Here is a 26067-nt window from a genome sequence, read left to right as displayed (position 1 = left end):
TAGCCATAGTGCAGATATTGCACTTATTACCTAAAGCCTATGATAAAGAGTTACTTAAAAATAGCATGGCGCAGCATTGCAAATAATAAAACTTCCTCGCTAATCAACATCGGGGGGCTTGCCGTTGGTATGGCAGTGAGTTTTATGTTGTTGCTGTACGTTTATAACGAATATAGTTTCGATAAATTCCACACCAACAGCGACAGGCTGTACCAGGTTTTTAAAAATCAGCCGGCCAATGGCGAAATAAAAACCAAACCTTTAACCCAGCAGTTACTCGCCGAAACGCTCAAAAAAGATTTCCCGGAGGTAGAGCAGGTGGCGCGTATCAACGAATCGAGAGACGCGTTGATAACCTTTAACGATAAAGGGATCAAGGTAAACACCGTAGCCGCAGACCCGGCTTTGCTCGATCTGTTTACCTTTCGTTTTATTTGGGGCGATAAGCGTACCGCGCTCGCCGACCCAACGGGCATCATATTAAGTGAGTCGAGCGCGCGTGCCATCTTCGGCAAACACAACCCGGTGGGTGAGATGGTTAAGTTTGATAACCAGTTCCCGATGAAGGTGAGCGCTGTTATCGACGATCATCCGCAAAATTCGAGCTTTACTTTTAAGGCGATCATGCCCTGGGCCGCTTTTTTAAACCAAATGCCATGGCTAAAAGGTGAGGGCTGGGATAATTACGCCTATTTCACTTACGTACTATTAAAACCTGGTGCATCACCGGAGTCCGTTAATACAAAGATCAGGAACCTGGTCGGTCAGCATTTCCCGGCCGATAAGGCGGTAAAGTTATTTATGTACCCATTTACCAAACTGCATTTATATGGCGAGTTTAAAAATGGCATAAACACAGGCGGCAGTATAGAGTACGTGCGGTTATTTCTGTTTCTTGCTATTGGGATCCTGTTGATAGCCTGTACTAATTTCATGAACCTTTCAACCGCCAGATCAGAGAAGCGTGCAAAAGAGGTGGGCATCCGTAAAGCCATCGGGGCAAGGCGCGGCGCACTGATTAAGCATTTTATGGGCGAATCGCTTCTGTTGGCTTTTATTGCTTTCCTGATTTCCTTAGCGTTGATGATGATATTACTTCCCGTATTCCGGAATATCATCAACATTAATTTAAGCCTGCCTTATGCTAACCCTCTGGCCTGGATAATTGCCCTGGCAGTTACCGTATTTACCGGATTGGTTGCAGGCAGCTACCCGGCGCTTTTTCTTTCATCGTTTAACCCGGTTAAGGTACTTAAAGGGCAGATGGTCAGCACCCGGACGGCCATCAGGCCAAGACAAATATTGGTAGTAACGCAGTTTACCTTTGCCACCTGCTTAATTATCTTTAGCATTTTTGTTTACCGGCAAATAGAGTTTATAAAAGACAGGCCCGTTGGCTATAACCGCAATGGCATGGTTGAAATAATGGCCGACGGCAGGATGTACGATCAGTTCGACCTTTTTCGCCGCGACGCGCTGGATGCCGGGGCAATTACCGATGCCGCGCTGATATCCGAGTCGATTACCGGGGTAACCAGCGCTACCTGGAAAAATACCTGGCCGGGACAATTGCCGGGCGAAAGCAATATCCCGATTGATTGCGTAGCCGCCACCTATCATTTTGTTGATACCTACCAGCTGCAAATAACCGAAGGACGCGATTTCGTTTCCGACAGACCATCCGATTCTACGGCGGTTATTCTCAACGAGGCGGCCGTAAAACTGATGCGCTTAAAAGGACCCGTAGGGCAGCAAATTACCTGGATGAATACAAAGCGTACTGTTATTGGCGTAGTGAAGAATTTTGTATTGGCATCGCCATACGAACCTGTAAAACCCGTTATCATTGGCTTTATGAAAGGCTGGGCAGCCAGTATAGGGCTGCGGCTGAACCCAAATACCTCCGTATCCGGAAACCTCGCGGTGTTACAAAGTATCTACAAGAAATATAACCCCACTTACCCTTTCGAATACAAATTTATTGACGAAAGCTTTAACGCCAAATTTCGCAACGAAAAGCTTTTGGGCACTATGGCCATATTGTTCACCTGTTTAGCAATTTTGTTATCGGCTCTGGGCTTATTCGGGCTTGCCGCGTTCTCTGCCGAGCGCAGGCGTAAGGAGATCAGCATCCGCAAAGTATTGGGAGCAGGTACCGGTGCGCTTTGGTTAAAACTCTCGCAGGAATTTGTGGTGCTGGTGGGGCTATCGTTTGTTATTGGCTCACTTATCAGCTGGTATAATATCAGCAGGTGGCTCTCTCAATATACCTACCACACCACAATCAGTATTTGGGTATTTGTGGCTACGCTGGTGTTGAGCATGGTTATTTGCCTGGCGGCGGTGAGCTGGCAGGCGGTAAAGGCCGCGCTGGTAAACCCGGTTAAGAATTTGAGAAGCGAGTAAGCCTCAGTTCATAGATGATGGTTCAGAGATCATGGTTCATCGTTCATAGCCGGATGGGGTTGGTGATTTAGAGCAAATTCATAGCGTTAAGGATAGGAGCGCATACCGGCCTGTGACTAAGGCTGTGTGCGCGTATGAGCGCATAGTCTGGGCCGAAGGCAACGCACAATTAGTTCATAGTTCATAGCCGAATGGAATTGCAGGTAGTCACTGCCCTCATCAACTAACTATGGTTATGAATTATCAGCTTCCGGCTCCAAACCATCAACTATGAACCATCATCCATGAACTCCTGGCTATGAACCATCAACTATCATCTATGAACTAATTTCCCTATTTTCGCACAATGAATTTTTCGTCGAAACTGCTGGAGGATGCCGTTGCGGAGTTTGCTAAATTACCGGGTGTTGGCCAAAAAACTGCCCTGCGTTTGGTGTTGCATCTGCTCAACCGTGATAAAGAGGAGGTAGCACGTTTCAGTACCTCGGTTAGCCGCCTGCGCAACGAAATTCAGTTTTGCAGCACCTGCCATAATATTTCGGACAGCACTATATGCGAAATCTGCGCTTCCCATAAACGCGATCGCTCTTTAGTATGCGTGGTGGAAGATACACGCGACGTAATGGCCATTGAGAACACCAACCAGTATAATGGCGTATACCACGTGCTCGGTGGCTTAATATCGCCAATGGATGGTATAGGCCCGTCCGATCTGCAGGTGGATACACTGGTGGAAAGGTTAAAAGAAGCGGGGGTTAAAGAAATAATTTTTGCCCTTAGCGCTACTATGGAAGGCGATACTACTATTTTTTACCTGCACAAGCGTTTAAAACAATTTAATATAAATATCTCTACCATTGCCCGTGGCATAGCTTTTGGTGGTGAATTAGAGTACGTAGACGAGATTACTTTAGGACGATCTATCGTGACCCGGGTTCCGTACGAAAATTCATTATCCTGATAGCTTATGAAACTCTCTGTTATTGTAGTTAATTACAATATGTGCGCTTTATTGAAGGCTTCGCTTAGCTCTTTAATTAAAGCTTGTAAGCATATTGATTATGAATTGATTGTGGTTGACGATGCCTCTACAGACCGCTCAGTAAAAATGCTGGAGCAGGAGTTCTCAACAGCCAATATCATCCACAACGAAAAGCAACTCGGTACCGCCAAAAGCCGTAACCTCGCCACTACACAAGCAAGCGGACAGTATATTTTACTGGTCAATGCGGATACAATTACCGCCAGCAACGCGCTGGATGGCACTTTGGCGTTTATGGAAGAGCACACCGACGCTGGTGGACTTAGCGTACGAATGCTAACCCCACAAGGACGTTTCCTGCATGTATCGCGCAGGGGCTTTAATAAGGCATGGGAAAACTTCTTTAAACTTACCGGCCTTGCCAAACACTTTGTAAAATCGAGGTTATATAAGCACGAGAACAATAACTGGGTAGATGAATTTGAAACCGCCGAAGTTGATGTGATAAACGGCGCATTTATGCTGCTTCGTAGATCGGTATTGAACGAGGTGGGCGAGCTTGATGAGCGCATGGCCATGTTTGGGCACGATATCGACTTATCGTACCGCATCCGCCTTGCGGGATATAAAAATTACTACTACCCCAAAACCTATATTCTTAACTACAGGGAACACCTGGGCTCAAAATTTACGTGGACTTACATCAGGCACTTTTATGGTGCTATGATTATATTCGCTGCCAAATATATGTTCCGTATGCCGGAGATCAAGATGCCGGACGTGCCGCAGATATTTGCCCCGAAATATGAACTTGAAAAATAAGGTAATTGTTATCACCGGTGCCTCTTCCGGCATCGGTAAAGCCCTCGCCATAGAATTTGCCAATCGCGGCGCCAACCTTGTTTTAGGTGCAAGGCAGTACGTTGGTTTATGCACCATCGCCCAAAATATAGAAACCCACCAAAAAGTTAAGGCTGTTGCCGTACAGTGCGATGTTACCGTTGAACAGGACTGCGCCATGCTGATCAAGCAAGCCGTGCTAACCTTCGGCAGGGTAGATGTACTCATCAATAACGCCGGCATTTCCATGCGTGCATTACTTAAAGATGTAGACCTACAAGTTTTAAAAAGCCTGATGGACGTCAACTTTTGGGGAACGGTTTACTGCACCAAATACGCCCTGCCCGAGATCACCAAAACAAAAGGCAGCATTGTGGGCGTATCCTCCATAGCCGGCTATAAGGGGCTGCCTGGGCGTGCGGGTTATTCTGCCAGCAAATATGCAATGAACGGCTTTTTAGATGCCCTGCGGGTAGAAAACCTGAAAATCGGCGTACACGTAATGGTAGCCTGTCCGGGCTTCACGGCATCTAACATCCGCAACACCGCGCTCGATAAAAGCGGCAAAGAACAAGGCGAAAGCACACTCGAAGAAAACAAAATGATGACATCCGAAGAGGTGGCCAGCATTATAGCCAATGGCGTAGAGAACCGCAGCCGCACCCTCATCATGACCACGCAAGGCAAACTCACCGTATTTCTCAGCAAATTCTTCCCCGCGTTTTTAGATACACAGGTGTATAAAGTATTTGCAAAGGAGCGGAATTCGTTGCTTCGTTAGTTGATGGATGATGTTTTATAGTTGATGGATGATAGTTCATAGATGATGGCTCATAGTTAATGGCAGGAGTTGGACTTCCTTTATCGTTTTGTATTGAACAAAACCCACCCTGTCATCCCGAACGAGCGGCGTGGGATTGAGTGCAGGGGTGAGGAGGGAACTTATTCGCCCTGCTTGTAGACTAATTGCCCAATATCATTATTTAAGAACAATCAATGCGCCGTAGGTGCAAAAGGTCGGTAGAATAAACATATACATGTCTTTGGTGTGCCGTCAGGTACACTACATCGGAAGTTTCGTAACCTAACGGCACGATAAAATATTTCTTGCTGACATACCCTGCCGACCTTAAACCCCGATGGGGTTTTAAAAATAATGACACTGGGTTAATTGCTCGTTCACATGCAAAGTTTGGATGCATGGCGTATAAGATTTCTCACGGTCGCCTTTCACACAACGCCAGCCATACCTCGGTTCGAAATGACAACCAGAGCGTACTTTATCATCCAGCCCAATGGCCAATATGCAAGTACCAATGAACCACTGAACTATTGAACCACTGAACCAAACTCACTTATCTTGCTCATATCCAACACAATTCTGCCATCCTCATCCCGTTCAAACATCGGCACAAATTTAGCATCCCATACCATATCAGCATAGGTATAGGAGGTACGGGAGTGTACGGTTTGAGAGAAGGTGTCGTCAAAGGCTTTTAGCAATACCGAGAACGACGCTTGTGTGCGTTCCAGTTCATCGGGCGTAATTTCGGCAAGGGGGCTGTTCTCATCCAGCGGGTGTACAATCGTCCAGTTGAGGGTGAGGATACTTACGTTAGAGCGCTCCAGTTCCAGCGGGAAGAAACGGCGTGTGGCCTTTCCGTTCACTATTTCGTTATAGGAGAAAATGACCTCGATACCAAGGTCTATCAAAACGTTCCTCCGCAGGTTGGAGATCCTGAACATCAGCCCCTTGCCGCTTTCCTGGTAGGGACTTACCAACAGGTTATTGCTATAAACAATTTTAGCCGATGGCTTAGAAAAACGCCCGTAAAGCAAACCCGTTGCCAGCGCGAATGCCAGCAAACCCATCATGGATTCGATGGCGGCGACGCTGTTTGCTACCACGCCTTTTGGGCTGATATGCCCGTAACCTACAGTAGATATGGTTTGTGCCGAGAAGAAAAAGGCATCTAAAAAGCGTTCGTAAATGGTATTACCGGTTGCACCATCCAGGCTATCCATGCCAATCGAAACATAAATAGCTGCAAAAAACAGGTTGGCAAACAGGTAACCACTGAGTACGATGAGCCAGAACTTGCCCCAGCTCATTTTAATAAGGGTATGGTAATTATCAGCTGTATTAAAAAATGCCAATCCTTTACGCCGCACATTTACCGAACCATCCTTATTAATAAGCGGCTGGCTTTTGATAACCGGCTGTGGGCCAAAACCAAGGTCGTTCTCAGGATTTATCTTTTGTTCGCGTATGGCCATTTGTTTTAATTAACGATTGAATGAATAAGGATTTTGAACTGCAATGTGTTCGACGGTAATTCAACGACTAACATTAAAAGTGCGTGGATAGATCTATAAGCAATTTTACAGAAATTCCTTTACATTTAAGGGCATCCCGACCTTTGTGAGCTTATATTTGGTGTTTCACAAAAGTATTTCATGTTGTTTTTTTATTTTACGATAAATTATATATATTATTGATAATAAACTATATACAAATATTATCTAAAAAACAGGGGTGTTCCAAAGTGTTTCACTAAAAACTGTAAAATACTGATAATCAATATGGTTTTAAAAATAGGTGTTCCACATTTAAAAGTGGAACACCTAAGCCGACAGCTCAATAAAATTTAAACGCATTTGCTTTTGTAAAAACATCATTCCGCTTGTTTTTAGTGAAAAGTATTTCCATATTTGCCTTAACAAATGAAAACAGTAGCATTAAACAACAATTGGTGTTGGCTTAACGAAAATTCGTAAGGCAGCCTCATTTTTTGTTTTTTACAGATATACAGAAGGGTTGCCGCAAGGTAGCCCTTTTTTTATGCCCTAACATGAAACAGATACTTAACCATCTTTTTGAACACAAAACCTTTAGCCGCGAGCAATCAAAAGAAATTTTGAAAAACATCGCTTTGGGTAAATATAATAACTCGCAAATGGCAGCCTTTATGACGGCCTATTGCATGCGTAGTATTACCGTGAACGAACTGGAAGGTTTCCGCGACGCCATGCTGGAACTTTGCCTGCCTATAGATCTGGAAACCGGCGAACTCATAGACCTTTGCGGCACCGGCGGCGATGGTAAAGACACGTTTAATATTTCTACACTCGCTTCATTTGTAGTGGCAGGGGCAGGGTATAAGGTGGCCAAACACGGTAACTACGGCGTTTCCTCTGGCTGTGGTTCATCCAACGTAATGGAGCATCTGGGCTATGTGTTCACCAACAATACCGATGCCCTAAAACGCAGCATTGATAAAGCAAACATCTGCTTCTTGCACGCGCCTTTGTTCCACCCAGCCATGAAAACCGTTGCGCCTATCCGCCGCGAGCTGGGCGTGAAAACCTTTTTTAATATGCTTGGCCCATTAGTAAACCCGGCTAAACCCGGCAACCAGCTGGTAGGTGTGTTTAATTTGGAGCTGGCGAGAGTTTATGCTTACCTGTACCAAAAATCGGGCATCAAATACACCATCCTCAACGCTTTGGACGGCTATGATGAGATCTCGCTTACCTGCGATTTTAAAACCTTTTCTGCCGAAGGCGAAAAGATGAACACGATAGAAAGCCTTGGCTTTGCCAAACTGAATGAGAACGAAATAACCGGCGGGCATACCGTAAGCGATTCTGCGGATATATTTATGCAGGTGCTTAACGGCGAAGCTACCAAGGCGCAGAGCAATGTGGTGTTGACCAATGCAGCTATGGCCATTAAAACCATGTCGCCCGGCAAAACATTTGCAGATAGTTTTTACGAGGCCGAGGAATCGCTCGTAAGCAAAAAGGCGCTGCAGAGCTTTAAAACTTTGATTGCCAGCTAATATGAAGATAAAAGTTTGCGGTTTAAAACACCCGGATAATATCGAAGCTGTAGCGGCACTATCGCCCGATTATATGGGCTTTATCTGCTACAGCAGGTCGCCGCGCTTTATTGGGGAGCTTGATGAAGATATTTTGGCAAAGCTGCCAGATCATATCCTGAAAACAGGAGTGTTCGTAAATGCCTCGGTAGAACGCATCAACAAAACCATGAATAAATATGGTTTCGAGGCCATTCAGCTGCACGGTGCCGAAACACCGGATAACTGCGCCATGTTCCGAAGCAAGGTAATCGTCATCAAAGCTTTTGGTGTAGATGAGGATTTTGATTTTACCCGCTTGGAAAATTACGCTAATAAAGTAGATTATCTCCTGTTCGATACCAAAACGGTTGCCCATGGCGGCTCAGGCAAAACCTTCAACTGGGAAGTGCTGAACAGATACACGGGCGATGTGCCGTTCTTTTTATCGGGTGGCTTAAGCCTGGAGAATTTGGCAGAAGTGAGCAGCATTAAACACCCTATGCTGTATGGTGTTGATCTGAACAGCAGGTTTGAATCGGCGCCGGCTGTAAAAGATGTAAATAAGCTTAAAGAAGCATTTAATATTATAAAAACATTCAATAACAAATGAAGTACGGAGTTAACGAACAGGGTTATTACGGAGATTTTGGCGGGGCGTATATACCCGAAATGCTTTACCCTAACGTAGAGGAACTGCGCCAGGAGTACGTGAAGATAATGAACGACCCGAGCTTTATAGCTGAGTTTGAACAGCTGCTGCGCGATTACGTGGGCCGCCCTTCGCCTTTATACCATGCCAAGCGCTATTCGGAAAAATACGGAGCAAACATTTTCTTCAAACGCGAAGATCTTAACCACACCGGTTCGCATAAAATAAATAACGCCATAGGGCAGATCCTGTTGGCAGAACGCCTCGGCAAAAAACGCATCATCGCCGAAACCGGCGCCGGGCAGCATGGTGTGGCTACGGCTACCGTTTGCGCCCTAAAAGGCATCGAATGCGTGATTTACATGGGCGAAATAGACATGGCGCGCCAGGCACCAAACGTATCGCGTATGAAGATGCTGGGCGCCAGGGTGGTACCGGCAACATCGGGCAGTAAAACCCTGAAGGATGCCACCAACGAGGCCCTGCGCGACTGGATAGGCAACCCGGTGGATACCCATTACATCATCGGCTCGGTGGTTGGTCCTTATCCTTACCCGGATATGGTGGCCAAGTTTCAGTCCATCATTTCCCTCGAAGCAAAAAAACAACTGCTGGAGCAAACCGGCAATGAGTTGCCGCAATATGTAATGGCCTGCGTAGGCGGTGGCAGCAATGCCATGGGTATGTTCTACCATTTTCTGGATGATGAGGATGTAAAATTAGTAGCCGTTGAAGCGGCGGGCAAAGGTGTGGAGAGCGGTCACTCGGCCGCAACCACTTTTCTTGGACGCGAAGGCATTTTACACGGTAGCCGCACCATATTGATGCAAACTGCTGATGGGCAGGTGGAAGAACCGTATTCCATATCTGCAGGGTTGGATTATCCCGGCATAGGCCCGCAGCACGCGCATTTGTACAAAATAAACCGCGCCAAATACGTAAGCATCACCGATGATGAGGCGTTGCAGGCTGGCTTGCTTTGCTCACAGATGGAAGGCATCATCCCGGCTATTGAAACCGCCCATGCACTTGCTTACTTGGAGAAAATGGTGTTTGATAAAAACGATAACGTGGTGATCTGCCTGTCGGGAAGAGGTGATAAGGATTTGGATACGTATATTAAGTATTTTGGTTATTAGTGAGTGGTTTTGAACTTCTCAACCATTCACTGTTCTCCGCTCACCAACTTCCAACCACTCACCATTCTCTACTTACCACTCACTAACTTACTGTATCATAACCGAACACACACTGTTACGCTTGCGAACATTACGGGCAATTCGGTCAAATATTAAAATATTAATAATCAGTAACTTAAAAAACTGGTATAGCTTTTAACTACAATAAGGCAAAATCGGTTTGTATGTTAAAAAATTATTTCAAGATCGCCTGGCGCAACATCCTACGCCATAAAGGTTATTCCATCATAAATATTTCTGGCCTTAGCGTGGGCATTGCTGCCTGTCTGCTCATATTTGTTATCCTGCAGTTCGAGCTGAGCTTCAATACCAGTTTTACCAATTACAAGAACTTGTATCATGTGGTTACCCAGCAAATGGGCGAAGATGGTACCTCTTATAATCCCGGCGTATCCGTACCGGCGCTTGATGCCTTGCGGATCGACTTTCCGCAGGTAAAGTTTGCCGCCTTAAACTCCAGTTACGGCAGCCAGCTAACCGTGCCAGGTAACGACCCAAACAACGCCGTAAACGATAAAAAATTCAGCGAAGAAGTTGGCGTATTTTTTATGGAACCGCAGTTCTTTGATATTTTCCATTCGGAATGGTTGGCAGGAGATAAAAGCGCTTTGAAACAGCCGAACATGGTGGTAATATCTAAAAGCACAGCGATCAAGTACTTTGGCGATTGGAAACAAGCCATGGGCAAAACGCTAAAAATGGATAACGTGTTAACTTTACGCGTTGCCGGTATTATTGGCGACGCGCCAGATAATACCGATTTCCCGCTAAAGGTGATGGTCTCCTACACCACCTGGAAAGAACATCCTAAAGATTATAATTACTCTAATGAATGGGGCTCGTTAAGCAGCAACCACCAGATATTTGCCGAACTACCACAGAATATGACGGCTGGCAATATGGATAAGCAGTTGGTACGCTTCACAGCTAAATTCGCGGAGGATAAAACCAAAGTAACCCGTGCCCATTTTTTACAGCCATTAAGTATTATGCACTTTGATACCCGTTTCGGTAATACGATTGGCGATCACAGCACCAGCATGGCAACCCTGCGTATATTGGGTCTTATAGCGGTTTTGATCATCGTTATGGCATCCATCAACTTTATTAACCTGTCTACCGCGCAATCGGTAAGCAGGTCCAAAGAGGTGGGTATTCGCAAGGTATTAGGCAGCACCCGGCAGCAACTTATATTACAGGTTATTGGCGAAACAACCATTATCGTGTTAGTTTCGGTGGCAATTGCAGTCGCAATAGCAGAACTGGCTCTGCCATACCTCAAAAATATCGCCACCGTGCCGGATAATATCGGCTTGTTTAACGCCGGAACAATTCTGTTTTTGGCATTGACAACCATTGCGGTTATTATACTTTCCGGCATCTACCCGGCATTCGTCGTATCGGGCTTTAAGCCAATACTGGCCATCAAAAACAAAATTACAGCCGCTTCCGTTGGCGGCATCCCACTGCGCAGGGCATTGGTTGTCGGCCAATTCGTTATCGCGCAATTATTGATCATCGGCACTTTAGTTGCCGTAAAACAAATGAACTATGTAAATGATGCCGACCTCGGATTCAACAAAAGCGCTGTATTGATACTACCGGGCTATACCGACAGTATCAGCTTGGGCAAAATGCAAACATTTAAACAGCAACTATTGCAAAATCCGCAGGTAAAATCGGTGAGCTTTACTTCGGATGCACCATCATCTGATAACAACTGGGGATCCAACTTCTATTATAACAACGACACTAAGGGCGCTACCTTTGCTACCTTCCTTAAGTTTGGTGATGCCGACTATTTCAAAACTTTCGGATTTAAATTCGCGGCAGGCAAAGGTTATGACCCTGCCGATACTACCCGCCAGGTGGTGGTTAACGAGACGCTGATACACAAGCTTGGTGTAAAAAAGGCAGAAGACGCCATTGGCAAAACTTTAAAATTTGGCGGGGCTAAAAGCTGGGCAACCATCACCGGCGTGGTTAAAGATTTTAAAACCAATTCACTGCGCGATGCCGTTAAACCGATAACTATAGCGCCGCGCAAGCAGTTCGAATCCCTGGCTGCGGTGAAGATCCAAACAGGCAACCTTTCTAACACCGTTGCTACTATTAAAGCCCTGTGGGAGCAAACCTATCCCGAATACGCTTACAACGGTTATTTCCTGGATGAGAACATCGCTAAGTTTTATGAACAGGAAAACAAACTGGCGCTGGTTTACAAGATCTTCGCGGGTATCGCCATCTTTATTTCCTGCCTTGGCTTATACGGCTTGGTTTCGTACATGGCGGTTCAGCGCACCAAAGAAGTCGGCGTTCGCAAAGTATTAGGTGCATCGGTCGCCAATATTGTTTTTATGTTTTCCAAAGAGTTCTTACTGCTGATAGGTATCGCATTTGTAATTGCCATGCCATTGGCCTGGTACCTTATGTCGCAATGGCTACAGAACTTTGCTTACCGCATACCACTAACGGCGGGCGTATTTATAATTGCAATAGTAGGCTCGATGGGTATAGCATGGCTTACCGTAAGCTACAAAGCCGTAAAAGCCGCGCTGGTAAACCCGGTGAAGAGCTTGAAGAGTGAATAGTGTTCATAGCTAATAGTTCGTGGTTCATAGCAAAAGGAAACTACACAGTTACCATGAACTATCATCCATGAACTATGAACTAAAATAAATCTGTGTAATAAATGTATAAAAACTATTTTAAGATCGCCTGGCGCAATCTGTGGAAGAATAAAGTTTCCTCGGTTATCAATATCGTAGGCCTTGCCGTGGGTATGGCTGCCTGTATTGTTATACTGCTATTTGTATCGTACGAGAAAAGCTTCGACAGTTTTCATGGCGAAAATATTGTAAGGCTGAATGAGGTACAAAAATGGCCCGGGTTAGCCGCACCTCAAAAGGTAGCCTTGTCTATGTTTCCGATGGCACCTGCTATTAAGGCAGAGTTTCCTGAAGTGAAGGATTACACCCGTATAAAATGGGACGATAAATATCAGTTCACCTACAACGAGAAAAGAATATTTGTGCCCGAGGTTTTTGCCGTTGACCCTTCTTTTTTTAAGATATTTAATTTTAAGGTAATAAAAGGCGATGCACTTGCGGCGATAACCAAACCAAACAGCATTGCCATTACCGAGGAAACTGCCGAAAAACTTTTTGGTAAGGAGGATCCCATCGGCAAAATAATAAACCATTACGGCGGCGATACGCTGAAGTTTACCGTAACAGCCGTGATGGCCAATGTGCCCAAAAACTCCCAGCTACAATTTGATGCCTTGTACTCCTTGCCGGGCATTCACCAAAAATGGATGGATAACTGGGGCAGCAACTGGTTAAATACCTACTTTAAAATGTCGCCCGGTGCCGATTTGAAAGCCTTTGAAGCTAAGATGCCGGGTTTCTTAAAAAAACACCTCAGTGGCGATGGCTGGAAATATTATGAACTATTTTACCTCCCGCTGAAAGACGTGCATGCCGGTTCTACAGACATCGGGCTGGATTACCTCAACTTTCAAAAGTTCGACCAGAAATCAACCAACCTATTCGCCATCATTGCTATTATAGTGCTCGTTATTGCCTGCGTAAACTTCATGAACCTTTCTACAGCACGCTCTGCTGATAGGGCTAAAGAGGTGGGCATACGTAAATCTATAGGTGCAAGCAGGCCGCAACTGGCTTTGCAGTTCCTGGGCGAAACCATTTTGTTATCCTTACTGGCGCTGGTATTTGCTATTATATTGGTAGAGCTTGCTTTACCCTACGTAAATAACCTCAGCCTTCGTGGCATTTCGCTGCCCGTTTTCTGCAAGCCATTATTTATGCCGCTTATTTTGTTGGGGACTATTGTGGTGGGTCTTATTTCGGGTATTTATCCCGCTTTGTTCCTGTCCTCCTTTAAGCCGGTTAAGGTTTTAAAGGGATCGGTAGAAACCGGCAAGAACAAAGGGGCTTTGCGCAACGTGTTGGTGGTTGGCCAGTTTACCAGTGCTGTATTCCTGATGATAGCCACCGTATTTGTGGTGAAGCAGCTTAAATTTATGCAGGCTAAAGACCCTGGCTTTACCCGCGAGCAAATGGTTACCATTCCGTTGGATAGAATTTCGGGCAAAGGCTACCAGCTGTTTAAGCAGCAACTATTAAACAATACGCTTGTTGCAGGTGTAACTGCTTCGCAGGATCAATTGGGCAGCCATTTAGACCAAAATGGTGTTACGTTTCAGTATAAAAATTCTCCAAAGAAGGATTTGGCGGCCACGCAGCTTATTGTTGATAACGATTACCTCAACGTTTATAACATCAAATTGTCGCAAGGGAAAAACTTTTCTACAGAAAAGTCTCAAAACGGCCGTGAATACATTGTGAATGAAGCCATGGCCGACGAACTCTTAAAAGATCATCCGGGGGCCACACGCGCTTCGTTGATAGGGCAACGCTTCGGCTTCGATTCGCTTGGCGTAATTACGGGTGTGTCCAAAAACTTTAATTTTAATTCGATGCATTATAAGGTAGAAAACCTATTCCTCGTCAATCAAAGTGAATGGGGTTTCCGCACGGTTTCGGTAAAAATAAATGCGGGCAAATCAAAAGAGGCCATTGAATTCATCAAAGCTACCTGGAAGCAAATTAACCCCGACCATCCGTTTGAATACCAATTTTTGGACGACCATTTTGCGGAGGTTTACCGTGCCGACAACCAGGTGAGCAAAATTGTGGGGATACTGGCCGGTTTGGCTATTTTGATATCCTGCCTTGGCTTATTCGGCTTGGCATCCTTCTCTGCCGAAAAACGGATTAAGGAAATAGGGGTGCGCAAAGTTCTGGGCGCATCGGTACAAAATATCGTGCTGTTATTATCAGGCCACTTTATAAAATTAGTGGTGATCTCAAACCTCATAGCCTGGCCGCTTGCATGGTACGCGATGAATTTGTGGTTGAAAGATTTTGCCTACCATATCAGCATCACCTGGGGCACTTTTGTATTCGTAGCGTTGCTGTCGGTAGTGATTGCCCTGCTAACCATCAGTTTTCAATCGGTAAAAGCAGCCATAGCAAATCCGGTGAAGAGTTTGAGGAGTGAATAAAAGAGATTTCGGATTTCGAATGTTCGATTTCGGATTTAGTATTTAGAATTTAGAATTTACAGCATAATGATAAAAAACTATTTAAAAACAGCATGGCGTAATTTGTTGCAAAACAAGGTAACGTCGTTTATAAGTATAGCCGGTTTGGCAGTGGGTATCTGCTGCTTTTTGCTATTGGCAACTTACCTCATCAACGAGCTTCGGTATGATCGTTTCCACCAGAAGGCGGATAGAATTGTGCGTATCATCCAAAACCACAAATCGCCGGATTACAAGGAGGTGAACACCATAGCGGTAACACCAACAGCGCCGGTGCCGGTTTTTAAACAACAATTGTCGGAAGTGGAAGACGGCGTACGCATTATTGATTATTCGGACATGCGCCCCGCCATCGTTCAGTTTGGCGATAAGCTTTTTAAAGAAAAGAACGTGCTAATGGCCGATGAATCATTCTTTAAGATCTTCAGCTTTAAGTTCATAGCAGGCAATGCGGGTTCTGCCTTGGGCAACTCATCATCTATCGTGATCACGTCCTCTACAGCCAATAAATATTTTGGTACCGATAACCCTATAGGCAAAATTTTAAAGGTAGATGGTGCCAACAACATGATGGTTGCCGGGGTAGTAGAAGATGTACCCGAGTACTCGCAGATAAAGTTTGACATGGTAGGCAGCTACGCCATGATGCCGCGTTCGCTCACCCGCAAATGGGATTCTGCCAACGACTACTCGTACCTGCTGCTAAAACCCGGTGCCGACAGGGTTGCAGCCGAGAAAAAAATAAACGCCCATCTTAATGACTTATTTAAAAACGATTTGAGTGCCGGCGAAAAAATATGGTATAACCTGGAGCCGCTTACCTCCATACACCTGTACTCTACGGCCGGTGGTTTAGAACCTTCGGGCAATATCAAATACGTTTACATTTTGAGCATTGTGGCCGTTATACTGCTGGTATTGGCTTGCGTAAACTTCCTTAACCTGGTAACCGCCCGCTCGGCAGAACGTTCTAAAGAGATAGGCGTACGCAAGGTAATGGGCGCACAGCGTAAACAACTATTCTTCCAGTTTATTACCGAGGCGGGTATCATCACACTCGTATCGCTCATAGCAGGCGTAGTTTTCGCAACCTTTTGCTTCCCGGCTTTTAGCGATTTTAGCGGGCAGGCGCTCAATTTTAAAACATGGAATATTACATGGCTGGTCACAGCAGTACTTGGCCTGTTCTTTATAGTAACGTTATTAGCCGGAACTTACCCATCCTTGTATTTATCGGCATTTAAGCCGGTGGTGATACTTAAAACAAAATCAACCGGTGCGGCAGGCGGTAATACGCTGCGAAAATCGCTGGTGGTTTTCCAGTTCATTGTTTCGGTGTTTTTTATTATCAGTACGCTGGTAGCCGGCAGTCAGCTAAGGTACATGCAAAACCTAAATACCGGGATGGACCGCTCGCAGGTGATGGTGCTTGATATTGGCGGCATGCCTTTTAATAACCTGGAGCCCTTTAAAAATGCGATAGCGCAAAACCCCGGCATTACGGGTACAACGGCCTCCTACAACTCGCCGGTAAACGTGCGCGGCGGTTATTCCATTAACAGCGCCGACGGTAAAAACTCCGATTTTAACCTGCCCGTAACCGCAACACCAATTGAACGCTCCTTTATCAAAACCATGGGCATGACGCTTGTTGCCGGCCGCGACCTTGACCTTGGTGATGAGCAGCAGGTGCGTAAAGACAGCCTGCGCCAATACAGTTTTATTTTAAATGAAACCGCTATTGCCGCCATGGGCTGGAAACCGGAGCAAGCAATAGGTAAGCATATCGGGCTTAACGGCCGCACGGGCACTATTAAAGCCGTGGCAAAGGATTTTAATTTTTCATCCTTACACCAAAAGATAGAGCCGTTGGTGGTGTTCCCGGAGTATGATTGGTTTGGCAAGCTGCTGGTAAAAACCAACGGCAAAAATACCGCGGGCACCATCGCAGCTATGGAGGCGCAGTGGCATAAGTTTTACCCTAACTCGCCATTCGAGTACCATTTCCTCGACCAGGAGTTTGAAGAAATGTTTAAAACAGACCAGCGTACCGGCTCAATTCTGCAAGCCTTCACCATGGTTACCATATTTATATCCTGCCTGGGCTTATTCGGCTTAGCGGTGTTCAGCACCCGTCAGCGTGTTAAAGAGATAGGCATCCGCAAGGTTTTGGGTGCAAATGTGATGAGCATTGTAGGCCTTATCTCGTCCGATTTCCTCAAGTTGGTACTCATAGCAGTTGTCATATCATCACCGCTGGCCTGGTACGCTATGAGCGCCTGGCTACAGGATTTCGCCTTCCGCATAGATATCCAGTGGTATGTGTTTCTACTGGCAGGAGGGATGGCCATCCTAATTGCCTTTATCACCGTTGGCTACCAGTCCTTCAAAGCCGCACTCAGCAACCCGGTGAAGAGCTTGCGGAGCGAGTAGAGGCGAGAGCCAAGAGATAAGAATCAAGAGACAAGATAAAAGACTGTAAGAAGCGGGAGTCAGGCATTAATTTGTTCTGGCTCTTGTCTTTTGTAACAAAGTTGTCATTCACGTAATTTTGTCTTGTCTCTTGATTCTTGGCTCTTGCCCTCCGACAGTGTATCATTACCGAACGCCCTGCTGTACAGAAGCGTACAGTATTACAATTAAATTTAATTATAAATTACTGATAATTAGCAATTTATAACTTTGGTATGTTATTGATACTTTAATGCCAAAATCAAATTAAGAAATTGCAACCAGTAAACAATTATCCATTAATCTTAAACAGTTAAAATGTTATCACTACAGCATATTTCGAAGTATTACCAGGTTGGCGGCAACAAAAATTTCGTTATCAACGATATCAGCCTTGATGTGGATGAGGGTGAGTTTGTATCTATCATGGGCCCATCAGGTTCGGGTAAATCTACCTTGCTCAATATCATCGGCATGTTGGACGATCCATCAACCGGCTACCATTACTTTGTAGATCAGCCCGTTCACCAGATGAAAGAAAAGCAGCGCTCTGCTTTATATAAACAATACATCGGCTTCGTTTTCCAGGCATACCATTTAATAGATGAGTTAACCGTTTACGAAAACATCGAAACCCCGCTGATCTATCAGGATGTAAAAGGCAGCGAACGCAAAGCCATGGTTGCAGACATGCTCGATCGTTTTAACATCGTTGGTAAAAAGGACCTTTTCCCGGCACAACTATCTGGTGGGCAGCAGCAACTGGTGGGTATAGCCCGCGCGCTGATAGCCAAACCAAAACTACTTTTGGCCGATGAGCCTACCGGTAACCTCAACTCCAAACAAGGCGAAGAGATCATGGAGCTGTTTCGTAAATTAAACAAAGAAGATGGCGTTACCATCATCCAGGTAACGCACTCGGAAAAAAACGCGGAGTATGGTTCGCGTATTATTAACCTATTGGATGGAAGGGTAGAATCTTCAAAAAAATTCTGAACTATAACACAAAATGCGATACTATAAATACTTACTTTTTAGCTTAGCCCTAACTATTCCGGCACTGGCACACAGCCAAACGGCCGATACTACGCTTAACCTGCAGCAGTGCATCGATATTGCCATCAAAAACAACCTGGATGTAAAAAAGAGCGAACTGTTGCTGCAAACCGCCAAGGTGAATTCTAACCAGGCAAAAGAATTCCTTTTGCCGGCCATCAGCGGCCAGGTAGATCACAGCATCAGCAGCGGCCGCGGTATCGATCCATCTACCAATACGTATGTGAACCAGTCGTTCAAATCGGGTAACTATAACCTAAACGGCGATCTTACTTTGTTTAGCGGTTTACAAAACCTGAATAACATCAAGCAAACTTCATTAGCCTATCAGGCCGGTAAAATGGATTTTCAGCAGGCTAAAGACCAGGTTACCATTAGCGTTATCACTGCCTATTTATTGGTGCTGAATAATACCGAACTGCTTAACCAGGTACGAAATCAGTTAGATGTGTCGAAAAAGCAGGTGGAACGTTTAAACATATTGGAGAAAGAAGGCGCTAACAAACAACCATCTGATCTGTACGACCTTAAAGGCACCTATGGCGACAATCAATTGAACGTAGTGAACACCGTGGCAACCCTAAAAGGTTCTAAACTGAGTTTATTGCAGATCCTGAACATCCCTTACAAGGAAAATATTACCCTTGCACCCATCAATGCCGAAGACCTGGCTAAACAAACATCAAACTCGTCCGATCAGGTGTATGATATCGCTTTAAACCAGCTTGCTTATGTAAAGGCGGCTACCTTAAGACGCCAAAGCGCGGAAAAAGGCGTGAGCGTTGCAAAGGGCGGGCTATTCCCAACCGTATCGTTGTTCGGGGGCTTATCCACCAACATCTCCAGCTCGGGACAAATTGCCGGGCAGGATGTAAGTTATGCTGATCAGTTTAAAAACAATCGCGGTACAAATGTAGGTATCAGTTTAAGGGTGCCGATACTGGGCTATTTCCAAAAACGTAACAAAGTAGCTTTAGCGAAGATAGATCTGCAGAACAATATTTATGTAGAACAAACCACCAAAGTGCAGCTAAGGCAAAACGTTGAGCAGGCATATTTAAACATGACCTCGGCCTACGAAAAGTATAATGTATTGGTAGAACAGGTGGCGGCCTACACCGAATCCTTCCGTACGGCGGAGATCCGCTTTAATGCCGGTGTACTTACCTCAGTAGATTTTGTGGTAGCCAAAAACAACCTCGACAGAACAAAACTGAACATGATCAATGCCAGGTACTCGGTTTATATTTATAACAAAATTTTAGATTATTACCAGGGAAAATTATCATTATAATAAAATTTGCATCTTATTAGATTATTATATTACATTTATCGCAGAATTAACACGGTATCCGGCCCGCCATTTTCAACGGCGCGCCGGATATTTCCATTAAAGCCCATCCTGTTCCTTCTGAGCAATTTTTAACAACACAAAAGCTTATTTTTGTTGTTAACACTAAAAAATTATACCCTTATGAAAAAGTCACTACTCGTATTATCCATATTTTTAACAACTGCGTTTGCAGCGCAGGCCCAAGTATTACCAAGCGTGCAGTTTGGCGTGAAGGGAGGCGTGAACTTAACAAGTCTTTCATCAGGCAGCAGCTCGTTAAGCAGCGATAATCGCGCCGGTTACCTTGGTGGTGTTTGGGCACGTTTCGGTGCATTGGGGTTTAACTTCCAACCAGAAATTTATCTAACCAGCAAAAATGTTAACATCAACAACAGCAATAATTCCACCTCGAACCGTGCAAAATTCACCAGTATTGATGTCCCCTTATTGTTAGGTGTAAAAGTTGGTGCACTGGGTTTTGGCGGGAGGTTTTATGGTGGCCCGTTGCTATCGTTCGCAATAAATAAAAACAGTGGTTTTGGTACCGCCTTGGGAGATGCAAGTCGCCTGGACTACAAAAGCTCTAACTTTGCCATACAGGTTGGTGCCGGTGTAGATATACAAAAGATATCGATTGATTTGCGTTACGAGGCGGGGTTAACCCAACAAACTTATTTTGATAACTCAAATACGTACAAAACACGGGTAAGCCTGTTTAATTTGAGCCTTGGTTATAGGTTATTCTAATACTAACAAACCACTAATAAAAAAACGGGTCTGTGCATTGCACAGACCCGTTTTTGGTAAAATAGTATAACTGTTACAGGTATAAATGGCAATATAGTATTACAAGTGTTTGAATGCCAGCATTACCTTTAGCTGATATAAATCTTGCAAAATGTATTGTAAAAAAATAAGCACTGTGTTAATAGTGGCGATATGTATTTGCCTGCAACTGCATGTTAAAGCGCAGGCACAGGTGCAAAATGCTAAAAATATTATCCGCTTAAACCAGGTAGGTTTTTACCCCGGGGCAAGTAAAGTGGCCATAATTGCAGTTCAGCAAAGCGGTAAATTCTATATTCGCTCGCTTAATAATAAAACCGTTTTTACGGGCGACTTAAAAATGTCGACCCAAGCTGCGTTCTCTGGTAAATTTACCTCCATAGCCGATTTTTCATCATTTAAAAAGCCGGGGAAATATGTAGTTAATTTGCCGGGACTCGGCGACTCATATCCTTTCGAAATTAGTACTAATGCGCTTAAGCCGGTTGCCGATGGTACTATAAAAGCATTTTATTACCAAAGGGCCTCTATCCCGCTGGAGGAAAAGTATGCCGGCAAATGGCATAGAGCAGCAGGGCATCCGGATGATAAAGTGCTGATCCACCCTTCCGCAGCTACCGAAAGGCGACCGGAGGGGACAATGATCTCTTCGCCGCGCGGCTGGTACGATGCCGGCGATTACAACAAATATATTGTTAACAGCGGGATCTCTACGGCGACGCTCCTTTCCCTATATGAAGATTTCCCGGAGTATATGAAAACAGTTAAGCTAAATATCCCCGAAAGCAATAACCGGTTGCCCGATGTGCTGGACGAAGTATTGTGGAATCTTCGCTGGATGCTCACCATGCAGGACCCTAACGACGGTGGAGTATATCATAAATTGACCAATCCGCGTTTCGATGCGATGATAATGCCGGATAAAGCCGACTCTGCCAGGTATGTGGTGCAAAAAAGCACCGCAGCCGCGCTGGATTTTGCCGCGGTAATGGCACAGGCATCACGGGTCTTTAAAAAATCCCCGCAGGCTTTGCCCGGTTTGGCAGACTCCTGTATAAAAGCATCGGAATACGCCTGGCAATGGGCGACTAAAAATCCTGCCGTATTGTACAACCAGGATGCTATGAACAGGCAGTTTAAACCGGCCGTTGTAACCGGCACTTATGGCGACAGGAGCGTGGCGGACGAATTCTTTTGGGCTGCAGCCGAACTATATGTAAGCACCGGAAAAGCGGAGTACCAGGATAAGATCAGCTTAAATAAAAATGAAAAAGTGCAGGTGCCAACATGGTCTAATGTAAAGCTGTTAGGATATTACACCCTTGCGCAAAACGCGGGTATAACGAGGGCTGATAAGCCCCAAATAAAGGAGGCGAAAGAATGGCTTTTATATGCGGCTGATAAATTTATAGCCGGTGCAGACAGCAACGCCTATCAAACGGTAATGACGAAATCTAAAACCAACTTTAACTGGGGCAGCAACAGCAATGCTGCCAACCAGGGCATGTTGCTGATAAAAGCGTACAAATTATCGGGCAAGAAAATTTACCTCGAGAACGCTCTGGCCAACCTCGATTATATTTTGGGCCGCAACGGAACCGGTTACAGTTATGTTACCGGTTTTGGCAGTAAGCTGGTGATGCACCCGCACCATCGCCCATCGGTAGCTGATGGGGTAGAGGATCCAATTCCGGGTCTACTTTCCGGCGGGCCCAATCCGGGTATGCAGGATAAGATCCAGGTGCCCTCAATTTTCCCGGATGAGGCGTTTATAGATGACGACCGGTCCTACGCCACCAACGAAATTGCCATCAACTGGAATGCGCCGGTAGCCTATCTGGCTAATGCGATAGAGGCTTTACAAAAAGAACTTTTTAATACCCAAACTAAATATCATAACTAACAGCATGAAAAAACTACTTGTATCCGCTATAGGCCTTAGCCTTTTAAGCGGAACTTGCCTAATGGCGCAGCCAAAAAAAACTGCCGCCGCTAAAAGCAGTATCGACCAAAAAGTTGATGCCCTTATTGCAAAAATGACCCTGGAAGAAAAGGTTGGCCAAATGACGGAGGTAACCTCCGATGTGGTGTCTAAAACCAATTCGCCCAGCCACCAGATAGATGCCGAAAAACTAAAAGAAGCCATCATGAAATACCATGTGGGCTCCATTTTAAACGTTACCGGCACCGCTTACACCCGCCAGCATTGGTTTGATGTAATTACCGAAATACAGGGTGTCGCCGCTAAAGACCGCCTCAAGATCCCCGTTATATACGGAATAGATGCTATCCACGGCGTAACGTACACCACCGGCAGTACATTGTTTCCGCATGAGATTGCGCTCGCAGCAACTTTTAACCGCAGCATCGCGCATAATTTAGGCGAGATAACAGCTTATGAAACACGCGCAAGCTATATCCCCTGGAATTATTCGCCTGTATTGGATTTGGGCAAATCGGCTTTATGGCCACGTATATATGAAACTATGGGAGAGGACCCATACCTGATCAAAACGCTCGGTGCCGAAGTAATAAAAGGTTACCAGGGCAATGATATTGGCGATAAATACCACGTAGCCGCCTGTATGAAACATTACCTTGGGTACGGCTTCCCCATGAACGGGAAAGACCGCACGCCATCGTGGATACCGGACAGGTACATGCGCGAGTATTTCTTACCCCCATTTGCCGAAGCCGTAAAAGCTGGTGCCCGTACGCTCATGATCAACTCGGGCGAGATAAACGGGGTGCCTATCCACGCCAGCAAATATATGCTGACCGATGTTTTACGCGGTGAGCTTCACTTCGACGGTATAGCCGTAACCGACTGGAGGGATATACAATACTTAAACACCCGCCACCATGTGGCCGCCACCCAAAAAGACGCTGTAATGATTGCCGTTAATGCCGGCGTAGATATGAGCATGGTGCCTTATGATTATACCTTTTTTACCTACCTGGTAGAATTGGTTAAGGAGAAGAAAGTAACCATGGCGCGTGTAAACGAAGCCGTTCACCGGATATTAAAAGTGAAATATGAATTAGGATTGTTTGAACGCCCCGTGGGCAACCCGGATGATTACCCTAAGTTTGGTTCGGAAGAATTCAGGATGGCGAGTGTGCAGGCAGCTAACGAAGCTATTACGCTATTAAAGAATAACAACAACATCCTGCCGCTTAAGAAAGGCCTTAAAGTATTAGTTACCGGGCCAACCGCAAACACCATGCGGTCGTTAGATGGGGGATGGAGCTACACCTGGCAGGGCGATCAATCGGATAAATTTGCCGCTGATAAGAACACCATATTAGAAGCCATTCAACAGAAAATAGGTAAAGATAATGTAGCCTATCAACCCGGGGCGGCATTCGACAGTTTGCTGAACGTGAGCGAGACGGTAAAAGCTGCCAAAAACTCGGATGTAATTGTGTTATGCCTTGGCGAGTTATCTTATACCGAAAATGTAGGTAATATAGACGACCTTAACCTCCCCATTGCCCAAATACAACTGGCAACCGAATTGGCCAAAACCGGCAAACCGGTAATATTAGTATTGGCTGAAGGTAGGCCGAGAATTGTTACTGATGCCGACAAATTGTCAAACGCTACAGTAATGGCCTACTTACCAGGAAACGAAGGTGGCGATGCTATTGCAAGCGTATTATTTGGTGATGTAAACCCATCGGGCAAATTGCCAATTACTTATCCGCGTTACGCCAATGCATTGGTTAATTATAACCGCAAAAACCTGGAGAACGGCAATTCTGATGATAGCCACGGCTACAACCCGCTGTATGAATTTGGGCACGGCTTAAGCTACACTACATTTGCGTATGATAACCTGCACATCAGCAAACCAACGTTAAACGCTAATGAAACACTGACTAATACTGTAGATGTGAAAAACACCGGGCAGGTAGAAGGTAAAGAATCTGTTTTGCTGTTCATCAGCCAGTTGTACGCCAGTATAGCACCAGATACTAAACGGCTGCGTGCTTTCGATAAGATAAGCCTTAAACCCGGCGAAACCAAAACAGTTGCCTTTAAAATTACGGCGAAAGATCTGGCTTTTGTAAACGATGTAAGCAAAACAGTAACCGAAGCCGGCGAATTTAAAATACAGTTAGGCAGCCAAACCCAAAGCTTTAACTACGTATCAAACTTAGATCTGCCATCCAGAACAGGGAAATTGTAATCTGTACAATTGATAATTATGCTGAGGCGCGAGAGATCGCGCCTCTTTTCATTTATACTGATGTAAGAACCGTAATCAGGATGAATAGAAAAATAGAAAAGGTAGAAGCAAGCAGGTACATCAGCGAAACGCCAAACATTTTGCTCACCGTACGCCAGCGGCTCCGGTTATAAACCACTCTGAACGACCGGTAAACGTACCAAATGATGCCAACCGTAGTTAAAAACCCTACCCAGCCCATTACAGGTTCTTTCCAGCTGTGTGGAAGTATCATCTGCAACAGCAGCGTAAACGTAAGAAACAGAAATATAAAGCAATGCAGGTGTATGGCATAAATAATGTGCTCCACATAAAGTTTATGATTTCTCCAAAAAGCTAATTTCAATATCAGCGCAAAAAGAGGCAGTAGCACAAACATCATTTTAGGGGCGTTATGCTTTAAACCTTCGGTGAAAATTTCCTGGGCATTTTTCCCCTGGCTTTTCCAATCGTACTTCTTTTTTATAAAATACTTAGAGAACATGCCGTCGCGTTTACTCTCCGGCAGCTTACTTTGTAGTACTACGTATTCCTCGTAAGTTTTGGCACCTTTACCATCTTCGAGAAAGTTAAAATCGCCTTCGCTTTCGCCCGGCGTTGCAGCTTTAGCGCCTTTTGGTTTAGCAGCCTCAACAGCATTAGGGGTGGCCGTTTCAGTCGCGCCTGGCAAGTAAGTAGTCACTAAGCGTTTAGCCCTCTTTTTCTCATCGGCACTTAAACTGCCATCTTTGTCAATATCACCAAGTATGTTAGCTTTAACGGTGTCTTTCAATGCCTTACCGCTTTGTTTGCCCTTGTTTACGTGTACCATATTCTTTCCATTTTCGTGGAAGAAGAGCACGAAGAAAACCAAACTGATAAAAATATACATCTTCACCGGGTGCAGATATTGCATCCTTCGGCCGGCTAAATAGTCTACTGTAAGCTTGCCCGGTTTAGCAAAAAGCGGTTTCAGGGTATGAAAAAACTGGTAATCGAAATGGAAGTAATCGCTTACGGCGTGGTTGAGCATGTGCCCAAAGCTTTCCTTCATTTCCAGGTTTTCCTGCCCGCATTTGTGGCAAAAGTTTCCTTGTAATTCGGTTCTGCAGTTGAGGCAATCAGTTTCGTGCCGGTAATGCTTTTTCATAGCACTTTTTAAT

The 26067-nt window shown here is 45.1% G+C and carries 17 protein-coding genes; 15 read left to right on the top strand and 2 right to left on the bottom strand.

Annotation, left to right across the window (positions count from 1 at the left end; all coding sequences use genetic code 11):
* The first annotated feature begins 39 nt into the window (after positions 1-39).
* From ABIX36_RS15800 to ABIX36_RS15785, 4 genes are all read left to right on the top strand, one after another.
* Complete coding sequence (locus ABIX36_RS15800; RefSeq protein WP_348083131.1) at positions 40-2406, top strand: ABC transporter permease; 2367 nt, start codon at positions 40-42, stop codon at positions 2404-2406.
* 346 nt (positions 2407-2752) lie between these two features.
* The gene (gene recR / locus ABIX36_RS15795) at positions 2753-3367 is read left to right on the top strand and encodes a recombination mediator RecR (RefSeq protein WP_348083130.1); all 615 of its coding nucleotides are present in this window, start codon (positions 2753-2755) and stop codon (positions 3365-3367) included.
* 6 nt (positions 3368-3373) lie between these two features.
* Positions 3374-4210 (top strand): glycosyltransferase family 2 protein, encoded by an 837-nt coding sequence (locus ABIX36_RS15790; protein ID WP_348083129.1) that lies wholly within the window; start codon positions 3374-3376, stop codon positions 4208-4210.
* The gene (locus ABIX36_RS15785) at positions 4194-5009 is read left to right on the top strand and encodes an SDR family oxidoreductase (protein ID WP_348083128.1); all 816 of its coding nucleotides are present in this window, start codon (positions 4194-4196) and stop codon (positions 5007-5009) included. The genes ABIX36_RS15790 and ABIX36_RS15785 overlap by 17 nt, the downstream gene beginning before the upstream one ends.
* Positions 5010-5557: 548 nt before the next feature.
* On the opposite strand, the gene ABIX36_RS15780 is transcribed toward ABIX36_RS15785, so the two are convergent.
* On the bottom strand, positions 5558-6505 hold the full coding sequence (locus ABIX36_RS15780; RefSeq protein ID WP_348083127.1) for an ion channel: 948 nt from the start codon (positions 6503-6505) through the stop codon (positions 5558-5560).
* 575 nt (positions 6506-7080) lie between these two features.
* Between ABIX36_RS15780 and trpD the strand changes: the two genes are divergently transcribed.
* From trpD to ABIX36_RS15725, 11 genes are all read left to right on the top strand, one after another.
* Complete coding sequence (gene trpD, locus ABIX36_RS15775; RefSeq protein ID WP_348083126.1) at positions 7081-8070, top strand: anthranilate phosphoribosyltransferase; 990 nt, start codon at positions 7081-7083, stop codon at positions 8068-8070.
* A 1-nt stretch (position 8071) separates the two neighbouring features.
* Positions 8072-8701, top strand: coding sequence for a phosphoribosylanthranilate isomerase (locus ABIX36_RS15770; protein WP_348083125.1), 630 nt, complete (start codon positions 8072-8074; stop codon positions 8699-8701).
* Entirely contained in the window at positions 8698-9879 is a 1182-nt protein-coding gene (gene trpB, locus ABIX36_RS15765) for a tryptophan synthase subunit beta (protein ID WP_348083124.1), read from the top strand. The genes ABIX36_RS15770 and trpB overlap by 4 nt, the downstream gene beginning before the upstream one ends.
* A 224-nt stretch (positions 9880-10103) precedes the next feature.
* Positions 10104-12530: an ABC transporter permease gene (locus ABIX36_RS15760; RefSeq protein WP_348083123.1), complete on the top strand. Its 2427-nt coding sequence runs from the start codon at positions 10104-10106 to the stop codon at positions 12528-12530.
* Positions 12531-12631: 101 nt separating this feature from the next.
* The gene (locus ABIX36_RS15755) at positions 12632-15028 is read left to right on the top strand and encodes an ABC transporter permease (protein WP_348083122.1); all 2397 of its coding nucleotides are present in this window, start codon (positions 12632-12634) and stop codon (positions 15026-15028) included.
* Between the two features lie 66 nt (positions 15029-15094).
* Complete coding sequence (locus ABIX36_RS15750) at positions 15095-17500, top strand: FtsX-like permease family protein (protein WP_348083121.1); 2406 nt, start codon at positions 15095-15097, stop codon at positions 17498-17500.
* A gap of 336 nt (positions 17501-17836) precedes the next feature.
* Positions 17837-18514 carry an ABC transporter ATP-binding protein gene (locus tag ABIX36_RS15745; protein WP_128534870.1) on the top strand — a complete coding sequence of 226 codons (678 nt, stop codon included), beginning with the start codon at positions 17837-17839 and terminating at the stop codon, positions 18512-18514.
* A gap of 13 nt (positions 18515-18527) precedes the next feature.
* Positions 18528-19868, top strand: coding sequence for a TolC family protein (locus tag ABIX36_RS15740; RefSeq protein WP_348083120.1), 1341 nt, complete (start codon positions 18528-18530; stop codon positions 19866-19868).
* A gap of 180 nt (positions 19869-20048) precedes the next feature.
* Positions 20049-20654: an outer membrane beta-barrel protein gene (locus ABIX36_RS15735; protein ID WP_348083119.1), complete on the top strand. Its 606-nt coding sequence runs from the start codon at positions 20049-20051 to the stop codon at positions 20652-20654.
* Between the two features lie 151 nt (positions 20655-20805).
* Positions 20806-22596, top strand: a complete 1791-nt coding sequence (locus ABIX36_RS15730; RefSeq protein ID WP_348083118.1) for a glycoside hydrolase family 9 protein — start codon at positions 20806-20808, stop codon at positions 22594-22596.
* Between the two features lie 4 nt (positions 22597-22600).
* Entirely contained in the window at positions 22601-24886 is a 2286-nt protein-coding gene (locus ABIX36_RS15725) for a glycoside hydrolase family 3 N-terminal domain-containing protein (protein WP_348083117.1), read from the top strand.
* Between the two features lie 52 nt (positions 24887-24938).
* On the opposite strand, the gene ABIX36_RS15720 is transcribed toward ABIX36_RS15725, so the two are convergent.
* Positions 24939-26054 (bottom strand): DUF3667 domain-containing protein, encoded by a 1116-nt coding sequence (locus ABIX36_RS15720; RefSeq protein ID WP_348083116.1) that lies wholly within the window; start codon positions 26052-26054, stop codon positions 24939-24941.
* Positions 26055-26067 lie beyond the last annotated feature (13 nt).

It is taken from the genome of Mucilaginibacter sp., assembly GCF_039925265.1.
GTDB lineage: Bacteria > Bacteroidota > Bacteroidia > Sphingobacteriales > Sphingobacteriaceae > Mucilaginibacter.
Note: the sequence above shows the minus strand (reverse complement) of the source record. Positions and strands in the feature narration are given on the sequence as shown.